Origin of the sequence: Halomonas sp. (genome assembly GCF_031581305.1) — a bacterium.
Classification (GTDB): Bacteria; Pseudomonadota; Gammaproteobacteria; order Pseudomonadales; family Halomonadaceae; genus Halomonas.
This window is the reverse complement of the sequence record NZ_JAVLBC010000006.1, coordinates 1-1,227: the sequence shown is the minus strand read 5'-3', so window position 1 is coordinate 1,227 and position 1,227 is coordinate 1. Positions and strand designations below refer to the sequence as shown.

Annotated in this window: 2 protein-coding genes; both read left to right on the top strand. The window is 62.8% G+C overall.

Annotation, left to right across the window (positions count from 1 at the left end; genetic code table 11):
• The first annotated feature begins 328 nt into the window (after positions 1–328).
• Complete coding sequence (locus RI841_RS01115; protein WP_310703695.1) at positions 329–616, top strand: hypothetical protein; 288 nt, start codon at positions 329–331, stop codon at positions 614–616.
• A 252-nt stretch (positions 617–868) separates the two neighbouring features.
• Positions 869–1,210, top strand: coding sequence for a DUF427 domain-containing protein (locus RI841_RS01110; RefSeq protein ID WP_310703693.1), 342 nt, complete (start codon positions 869–871; stop codon positions 1,208–1,210).
• Positions 1,211–1,227: the final 17 nt, after the last annotated feature.

The window sequence follows — 1,227 nt, the reverse complement described above, 5'->3', positions numbered from 1 at the left end:
AGCGTGTTATCGGCGCTGCAGTCCGACACTGATGTGGCGCCGATCCAGCAGACCAGCTGACAGGTCAGCCAAGCGCTGCTTGACGTTGTGGAAGCGGTGCGCCAGGGAGCGACACCAGCCGTGAGCCACCGAGAATTTGGGGTATTCCCGTCGCGACCCGTTCAAGACACCAGGCGCTGGCGCCTGGCCAGTGGTTACTGACTATCGCTTGCTGGACCGCCGGCCAGGCAAGATACGGGACCGAGTAACGCTGCCGGATGGCCTCGGCGGCGATTTTCTTCACAGGGCTCTCCGACGAGGGGCCGCGTATCCAACTGGGCGATGGTGTATGAACCCCAAGGGGCCGCCTGGCGTGGCTGGCTCGATCGTTTTGGCCTTGCTGGCCGCCGGCGCGATGTTTTGTGGCGTGGGTGCCATTCTGTCGGATTCGGTCACCACACCGGCGAAATTCGGAGGCGACCACCGTGTGCACGGCACGGATACCGTCTTGATCGGTGTGGGCGGCTTGGCTATCGCCGCCCGAATTCTGGTTGGCAGGCGAGGCGGACACGCCGGTGTTGTGGTGTCGGTCGCCCTTGCCGTCATCGGCGGCCTGTTCTGGTTAGCCGTGGTGTAGGCGACTCGCTGCGCTGCAATGCCCTTCATCGCCATGTACCCGCGCCGCTCCGCAGCGGCTCGCCATCGTCGGGCACCAGCCATACCTCGCCGGCCACGCCGACGTTCAGCGTCAGCGGAGATTCGGCGAGGATACCCAGCGACCACGGCGGGGGGATGACCAATGACGAAGACGCACTTGCCCCGAGTCGAGTGACAGTTTCCCCCATGTTCCCTAAGCTGGTTGAAACGCCAACCAGCAAGGGAACTGTCAATGGCCGACCACACTGCACCCCGCATCACCTTGCAGCCGCATACCCGACGGGTGCGCATTCTTGATGGCGACACCCTGATCGCCGATACCCACAATGCCATCGAACTGCGCGAACGTGGCTATCCGCCGAGGCAGTATCTACCCCGCGATGATGTGCGCATGGACTTGCTGACGCCCTCTGAGAACGTTACCCATTGTCCGTTCAAGGGCGACACGACCTACTACTCGCTACCCGATATCTCCGATATGGCCTGGAGCTATGAACAGCCGACTGAGGAGATGCAGGCGATTGCCGGCCGGCTGGCGTTTGACGCCGACAAGGCGACGGAGATTGTAGAGTGAAGTCAGATATCGACCCA

Excerpts from the sequence above, each read along its gene's own strand:
- RI841_RS01110 (WP_310703693.1), top strand. The coding sequence starts at position 869 with ATGGCCGACCACACTGCACCCCGCATCACCTTGCAGCCGCATACCCGA.
- RI841_RS01115 (WP_310703695.1), top strand. The coding sequence starts at position 329 with ATGAACCCCAAGGGGCCGCCTGGCGTGGCTGGCTCGATCGTTTTGGCC.